1 protein-coding gene is annotated in these 9,170 nt (G+C 56.4%); it reads left to right on the top strand.

Annotated elements, in window-relative coordinates:
- A partial coding sequence (locus EOJ37_RS13270) for a non-ribosomal peptide synthetase (RefSeq protein ID WP_127960378.1) occupies nucleotides 1–9,170 on the top strand: 9,170 nt, incomplete at both ends.

Genomic DNA, 9,170 nt, shown 5'->3' with positions numbered 1-9,170 from the left:
GGGTGCTGTCGGCGAGATTTACATTGGCGGAGCCGGTGTGGCACGCGGCTACTTTAAGCGTGCGGATTTAACCGCAGAACGCTTCCTGCCGGATCCATTCAGTGCCGAGCCGGGGGCGCGCCTCTACCGCAGCGGCGATTTGGCACGCTGGCGCGCCGACGGGCAACTGGTTTATCTGGGGCGCAACGATGAGCAGGTGAAGATCCGTGGCTTCCGTATCGAACTGGGTGAGATAGCGGCACAACTGAGCCAGCATCCGGCGGTCAGTGATGCAGTGGTGGTGGCACAGGGTGAAGCGAATGCGCTGCAACTGGTGGCTTACCTGATCGCCCAGCCGGGGCAACGCATCGAACCGATGAAGCTGCGTGAATATCTGGCCACGCGGTTACCGGACTACATGTTACCGATTGCTTACGTGCCGATCAGTGCCTGGCCACTGACACCGAATGGCAAGCTGGACAAACGCGCCCTGCCGGAGCCGAATGCACAGGCATTTGCCCGGGCAGAATACGCGGCCCCTGAAGGCGAGATCGAGCAGCAACTGGCGGCGATCTGGGGTGAATTGTTGGCGGTTGAGCGGATCAGTCGCCATGACAACTTCTTTGCCCTCGGCGGCCACTCGCTGCTGGTGGTGCGGCTCTGTAGCCGGGTGCAGCAGCATTTTGGCGTCTTGCTGACGGTGGCGCAGGTGTTTCGCCACAGCCGTTTGCTTGAATTGGCCAGCGTGATCGCGACCCTGCCGCAGGATCAGTTGCCGCAGATGACACGCCTGCCGCGCGAACAGCCGCTACCGCTGTCGTTTGCCCAGCAGCGGCTGTGGTTCCTGTGGCAGATGGAGGGGCCATCGGCCACTTACAATCTCCCGGCGCTGTTCCATCTGCGCGGCGAACTCAATCGTGCAGCGCTGTTCGCCAGCCTGAATACGCTGTATGCGCGTTATGAGTCTTGGCGTTCAACTTTTGTATTAAATCAACAGGGTGAGGCTGAACTGGTGCTGTTGGCGACAGAGCCGGCGCTGCCAGTGATTGAGCAGGATCTGTCAGACTTGCCGGATGCAGAACAGCGATTGGTGGCGTTAACAGCGCAACAGGCTCATCAACCGTTTGATCTCAGTCGTGGGCCGCTGGTACGGGTGCAACTACTGAAACTGGCGCAACAGCAGTGGTATTTACTGCTGACACAGCACCACATTATCTCCGATGGTTGGTCAATTAGCGTGATCTGTCAGGAGCTGACACAGCTTTATAACGGTTACTGCCAAGGTGATACCGTCGCGTTACCCACGCGCACCATTGATTATCCGGACTATGCTGCCTGGCAGCGCCAATGGTTATCCGGGGAGCGGTTGAAGCAGCAGTCAGACTACTGGTATCAACAATTACACGGAGCGCCAGAACGGCTGACACTGCCGACGGATCACCCGCGCCCGTTGCAACAGTCCTATCAGGGGAACTGGCTCTGGTTGAGTTTTGATGCGGCACAGAGCGAACAGTTGCGCCAGTTTAGCCGTCAACAAGGCGTCACGCCGTTTATCGTATTGCTGGCAGCCTGGTCAGTGGTGTTAACACGGTTAGCCGGTCAAGATGAGGTGGTGATCGGCAGCCCGGTCGCGAACCGTGGGCGCAGTGAGCTGGAAGGGGTGGTTGGCTTTTTTGCCAATACGCTGGCATTGCGTATTAACGTTGCGGCGATGGCGGATGTTCAGCAGTTGCTGCAACACACCCGTGATCAGGTGATACAGGCGCAAGCGCATCAGGATTTACCGTTTGAACAGGTGGTTGAGCGGTTGAATCCGAGCCGCCAGCGCGGTCACACACCGCTGTTCCAGGTGATGTTGAGTTGGCAGGAACGTGAAGTATTACCGCAGTTTGCTGGCCTGGAAGTGGAGAGCCGCGCTATCGATTACCAGCGAGTGAAGTTTGATTTGGAACTGGTGTTAGGTGAGGCGTCAGACGGCCGGATCTATGCTCAGCTAGCCTACGCCACTGCATTGTTTAGTGCCGAGCGTATGCAGCAGCAGTTTGATTACCTGCAACGGGTGTTAAGCGCGATGGTTGCCCAGCCACAACTGCGCTTGTCGAGCATTACGCTACTGTCAGATCAACAACGTGCGGCATTGTTGGCCTTTGGGCGTGCCAGCCAGATGAGCAGCACGGTCGCGACACTACCGGCGCTATTTGACGCGCAATTGACACAATGTGCTGACGCCATTGCGGTGCGCCATGCTGACCGCACACTGACTTACCGTGAATTAAACCAGCGCGCTGACTGTCTGGCACAGCAGTTAATTACCCACGGTGTGCAGCCGGAACAGCGGGTAGCGCTCTGTGCTGAACGCAGTATCGAATTGATTGTAGCGATATTGGCAATCTTAAAAGCGGGAGCGGCTTACCTGCCATTAGACCCGGCCTATCCGGGAGCGCGGTTGCGCTATATTTTGCAAGATGCTGAGCCGTCGCTGTTGCTAGCGGATGAAGTGGGATACGCGGTGTTGCGGCAACCCGACGTACCGACATTGATGTTACACCCTGGGTTGTTTAGCGATCGGCATGAGAATGCAGCCAATCCTGAACTGCCGACACCGACAGCAGCCAATCTGGCTTATTTGATCTACACCTCTGGCTCCACCGGCCAACCGAAAGGGGTGATGGTTGAGCATCAACAGATTGTCAATTTGATGCTGGCAACCGTTGATGTGTTGCTAAGCCGGATCGTTGATCGTGTGCGGGTAGTGATGAATTCCAGCATCATGTTTGATGCCAGTTGGGGGGAGTTACAAGTCCTGTTTTATGGTGGCGAGCTGATTCTGACCGCCGCAGAGGATAAACGCGAGCCGGCCAAAGTGGTGGCGCACCTGGTGACCGAGCAGGCCAACTATTTTTGCTGTACACCATCACAGTTGGAGGGATTACTGAATGCCGGACTGGCTGAGCAACTCACCCGCCAGTTAATGTTGGTTATTGGTGGTGAAGCGATCTCTGTCGATCTGTGGCAACGCCTTCAGCAGACAGAGAATATCTGTGCCGCCAATGTTTACGGCCCAACCGAGACCACGGTTGATGCCACTTTTGTAGTGATTGAGCGTGATGGTTTGTGTGAACCGGTGATTGGTCGCCCGCTTGCCAATAACAGTATTTATCTGCTGGATCAGCAGCAACAACTGGTACCACCTGGTGCAATCGGTGAGATCTATATTGGCGGTACGGGTGTGGCACGTGGCTACTTTAAGCGTGCTGATTTAACCGCCGAGCGCTTCTTGCCGGATCCGTTCAGTGCTGAGCCGGGTGCGCGCATGTATCGCAGCGGCGATTTGGGGCGCTGGCGCGCCGACGGGCAACTGGAGTACTTAGGGCGCAACGACGAACAAGTGAAGATCCGTGGCTTTCGGATTGAACTGGGTGAGATCGCGTCACAGCTGAAGTTGCATCGCTCGGTGAGTGATGCCGTGGTGATCACGCATGGTGCAGCGAACGCGCTGCAACTGGTGGCGTATCTGATTGCGAATGCAGGCCACACTGTTGATGCGGCTGCTCTGCGTGAACACCTGGCCGCGCGGTTACCGGACTACATGTTACCGGTCGCCTATGTGCCGATCAGCACCTTGCCACTGACGCCGAATGGCAAACTGGACAAACGCGCCCTGCCGAAGCCGAACGCACAGGCATTTGCCCACGCCGAGTATATTGCTGCTGAGGGGCAGATTGAGCAGCAACTGGCAGCGATCTGGCGTGAATTGTTGGCGGTTGAGCGGATCAGCCGTCATGACAACTTCTTTGCTCTCGGCGGCCACTCGCTGCTGGTAGTGCGGCTCTGTAGCCGAGTGCAGCAGGCTTTTGGCGTCGTGCTGGAGGTAGCGCAGGTGTTTAGCCACAGCAGCTTGCTGGAACTGGCCAGTGTGATTGCGACCTTGCCACAGCAGACATTACCGCAGATTGCACCACTGTCGCGTCAACAGCCGCTGCCGCTGTCATTTGCCCAACAGCGGCTCTGGTTCTTGTGGCAGATGGAGGGGCCATCGGCGACTTACAATATCCCCACACTGTTCCATCTGCGCGGTACGCTCAATCGTACAGCGCTGCTTGCCAGCCTGAATACGCTGTATGCACGTTACGCGTCGTGGCGCTCGACCTTTGTGTTAAATCAACAGGGTGACGCTGAGCTGGTGCTGTTACCCGCAGAAGCGGGTCTGCCGGTGACGGAGCTGGATCTGTCCGGGTTGCCGGATGCAGAACGGCGATTAACCGAATTAACAGAGCAATATGCCCAACAACCGTTTGATCTCAGTCAAGGGCCGCTGGTACGGGCGCAACTACTCAAACTGGCCGATCAGCAGTGGTGTTTACTGCTAACACAACACCATATTATCTCCGATGGTTGGTCACTTGGCGTGATCTGTCAGGAGTTGGCGCAGCTTTACAACGGCGACTGCCACGGTGATAGCGTCGCGTTACCCGATCGCACCATTGATTACCCTGATTACGCTGCTTGGCAGCGCCAATGGTTGTCGGGTGATCGGCTGAAGCAGCAGTCCGACTACTGGTATCAGCAACTGTACGGTGCGCCGGAACGGCTGACACTACCGACCGATCGCCCGCGTCCGCTTGAACAGTCGTACCACGGCAGTGTGGTGTCATTGACTTTCGATGCCAGCTTGAGTGAACAGATACGGCAAGTTAGCCGCCAGCAAGGCATCACGCCGTTTATGTTATTGCTGGCAGCCTGGTCTGTGGTGTTAACACGTTTGGCAGGACAGGATGAAGTGGTGATCGGTAGCCCTGTGGCCAACCGAGGGCAGCGCGAACTGGAGAACGTGGTGGGTTTCTTTGCCAACACGCTGGCGTTACGCATTAAACCTGAACCGCAGCAGGATATCCTGAACCTGTTGCAGCAGGTGCGTGAGCGAGTGATCCAGGCTCAAGCGCAGCAGGATTTGCCGTTTGAACACGTGGTTGAACGGCTTAATCCGACACGTCAACGCAGCTATACGCCGATCTTTCAAGTGATGTTCACCTGGCAGCAGCCAGAACCGTTGCCACAACTGCATCAGTTAACAGTTGAAACCGGTGAAGTGGCGTATCAGCAGGTGAAGTTCGATCTGGAGTTGGCGATCAGCGAAGCGGCAGATGGCAATATTTACGCTCAGCTCGCCTACGCTAGCGCGCTGTTCAGTGCCGAGAGTATGCAACAACATCTCGATTACTTGCAGCGGGTGCTAAGCGCGATGGTTAACCAACCACAGCAGCGGCTGTCGAGCATCACGCTACTGTCAGATCAACAGCGCGCGGCATTACTGGCATTGGGGCGCAGTAGCCAGAACAGTGGCACCACTGCGACACTGCCGGCGTTGTTTGAAGCGCAACTGGCTGAATATGGGGATACGATAGCAGTCTGCTGTCGTGATCAAACCATTAGCTACCGTCAGTTAAACCAGCGTGCCAATCAGTTGGCACACCGTTTGATCGCGCTAGGCGTGCAGCCAGAGCAGCGGGTAGCGCTGTGTGCCGAGCGCAGTATTGAACTGATTGTGGCGATGTTGGCGATTTTAAAAGCCGGTGGCGCTTATGTGGCGTTGGATCCGATTTACCCGGCCGAACGTCTGCATTACATCTTGCAAGATGCTGAACCACTGCTGTTACTGACCGATGAGCGCAGTTTGGCCGTATTGGGGCAACACAATCTACCGACATTGCTACTGGAGCCTTCGCTGTTTGAGGGTGAAGATCAGCCTGATCCGGTGATCCCAACCCTGAGCGCGAGTAATTTGGTCTACCTGCTCTACACCTCGGGTTCGACTGGACGGCCGAAAGGGGTGATGTTGGAGCACCGTAATGTCACTCGTGTATTCAGCACCAATCAGCACGATTTTGACTTTGTTGCCGGTGAGCGCTGGCTGCTGTTTCACTCCTACAACTTTGACATCTCAGTCTGGGAGATCTGGGGAACGCTCTGTCATGGTGGCACACTGTGCATTACGCCGAGTGAGATGCTGATGCAACTGGATCAGTTTGATCGCTTTATTGAACAGCAGCAGATTAATGTCCTGACGGTTACCCCTTCAGCGTTGCGGGTGATGTTACAGCAAACACCGCGCTTGACCACGCTGCCTTGCCTACGCTGTATCGTGCTGGTGGGTGAAGCCACAGAGGCAGAAACGTTACGTCTCTGTCTTAGTGCTAAGAGTGGGGTACATGTGATCAATGCTTATGGCCCAACGGAGACTGCGATCTACGCGACCAGTTGTCGCATTAACCAGGTACTGGCTGATGGCATAGCGATCGGGCGGCCGATCAATGACACCTGTATCTACCTGCTGGACAGTGAACAACAGTTAGTCGCGCCAGGTGCAGTGGGGGAGATCTACATTGGCGGTATTGGTGTGGCGCGTGGCTACTTCAAACGCGCTGATTTAACTGCGGAACGCTTCCTGCCGGATCCGTTCAGTGCTGAACCGGGGGCGCGCATTTATCGCAGCGGGGACTTAGGCTATTGGCAAGCCGATGGACAACTGGTTTACCTGGGACGTAACGATGAACAGGTGAAGATCCGTGGCTTCCGGATTGAACTGGGTGAGATCGCATCACAACTGAAGTCGCATCAGTCGGTGAGCGATGCGGTAGTGATCACGCGTGGTGAAGCGAATACGCTGCAATTGGTGGCTTATCTTATGGTTAACCAAGGAGAGTCGCTGAATTCGGCTGAGCTGCGTGACTATCTGGCACAGCGGCTGCCGGAGTATATGCTACCTGCCGTTTATGTCCCGATCACCGAATTACCCTTAACCCCGAATGGCAAACTGGACAAACGGGCGTTACCCGCACCGGATCAGCAGGCATTTGCCCATGCTGAATATGTTGCTCCTGAGGGGCAGATCGAGCAGCAATTGGCGGCGATCTGGTGTCAACTGCTCGCGGTTGAACAGGTCAGTCGCCATGACAACTTCTTCGCGCTTGGCGGCCACTCGTTGCTGGCCGTGCGGCTCTGTAGCCGGGTGCAACAGCATTTCGGTGTTGCGTTGGCGGTAGCACAACTGTTCAGCCACAGCAGATTGCTCGATCTGGCGAGTGTGATCGCAGCACTGCCGCAAGAGGCACTGCCTGAGATCACACGTCTTTCACGCGAGCAGCGTTTGCCGCTGTCGTTTGCCCAGCAGCGGCTCTGGTTCTTGTGGCAGATGGAGGGGCCATCGGCGACTTACAACATCCCGGCGCTGTTCCATCTACACGGCGAACTTAATCGCGCTGCGCTGATTGCTAGCCTGAATACCTTGTATGCGCGTTATGAGGCTTGGCGCTCAACTTTTGTGCTTAACGCTGCCGGTGAAGCAGAAGTGCTGCTGCTGTCGCCCGAGTCGGGTGTGCCGTTGCTTGAGCATGACCTGTCGGCTTCAGCAGATGCGCGACAGGCATTGGCGCGATTAAGTGAGCAACAGGCGCATCAGCCATTTGACCTGAGCCGTGAGCCACTGGTGCGAGCAGGATTAGTGAAGCTGGCTGAACAGCAGTGGGCACTGCTGTTAACGCAACATCACATTATTTCTGACGGCTGGTCGCTCGCGGTGATCTGTCAGGAGTTGACGCAACTTTATAACGGTTACTGCCAAGGTGATAGCGTCGCGTTACCCACGCGCACGATTGATTACCCGGACTATGCCGCCTGGCAACGTCAATGGTTGTCGGGTGAGCGGCTGACGCAGCAGTCCGACTACTGGTATCAGCAGTTACACGGTGCGCCGGAGTTATTAACATTGCCAACCGACTATCCGCGCCCGGTTGAACCGTCCTATCACGGTAATGAAGTGTCATGTACCTTTGATCTTCGTGTGAGCGAACAGTTGCGCCAGTTTAGCCGCCAACAGGGCGTGACGCCGTTTATGCTGCTGCTGGCCGCTTGGTCTGTGGTGCTGACACGGCTTGCCGGGCAGCACCAAGTGGTGATCGGCAGCCCGGTAGCAAACCGAGGGCACAGCGCGCTGGAGAACGTGGTGGGTTTCTTTGCCAACACGCTGGCGTTACGCATTCAACCTGAACCACAACAGGATACCCTGAAGCTGTTGCAGCAGGTACGTGAGCGCGTCGCGCAGGCGCAAGCCCATCAAGATTTACCGTTTGAACAGGTGGTTGAACGGCTGAATCCGACACGTCAACGCAGCTATGCGCCAATCTTTCAGGTGATGCTCAGTTGGCAGGAGCCTGAGCTATTGCCACAACTGCATCAGTTAACGGTTGAAACCGGTGAAGTGGCGTACCAGCAGGTGAAGTTTGATCTGGAATTGGCGTTAGGCGAGGCGGCAGACGGCAGGATTTACGCTCAGCTCGCCTATGCTAGCGCGCTGTTCAGTGCCGAGAGTATGCAACAACATCTCGATTACTTGCAGCGAGTGTTGCGCGCGATGATTAACCAACCACAGCAGCCGTTGTCGGCCATCACGCTACTGTCAAATCAGCAGCGTGCGGCATTACTGGCACTGGGGCGTGGTAGCCGGATCAGCCATCAAGTCGCCACACTGCCAGCGCTATTTGAGGCGCAACTGAGCCACTGTGCTGACGCGATCGCTGTGCGTTACGGTGAGCAGGCGCTGACTTACCGTGCGTTAAACCAGCGTGCCAATCGGTTAGCTGATCAGTTGATCAAACTGGGTGTGCAGCCGGAACAGCGCGTGGCACTTTGTGCTGAACGCAGTCTCGAACTGATTGTGGCGATAATGGCGATCTTGAAAGCCGGGGGCGCCTATCTGCCGTTAGACCCGGTACATCCAACTGAACGATTACGCTACATTTTGCAAGATGCCGAGCCGATAGTGTTACTGGCGGATCAGGCCGGACGGGCGGCGCTGGGTGAGCCTGCGATCCCGACACTGATGCTGGACGCAACGCAGTTTGAGCACGGCATTGATCATAATGCGGATGTTTGCCCGTTGACCCCGAGCAACTTGGCCTACCTGATCTACACCTCCGGCTCGACCGGCCAGCCCAAAGGGGTGATGGTCGAACACCAGCAGATCGTCAATCTGGTACTGGCGACCGGGCAACTGCTGGTAACGCAGGGTGTCAGTGTGGCGCGGATGGTGATGAATGCCAGCCTGATGTTTGATGCCAGTTGGGATGAGCTGGCGGTGTTATTTCACGGTGGAACCTTGATCCTGACCGCCAGTGAGCAGCGATACCAGCCAG

This window comes from Serratia microhaemolytica (assembly GCF_004011885.1).
Taxonomy (GTDB): Bacteria; Pseudomonadota; Gammaproteobacteria; order Enterobacterales; family Enterobacteriaceae; genus Serratia_G; species Serratia_G microhaemolytica.
This window is presented reverse-complemented; position numbering and strand designations above follow the sequence as displayed.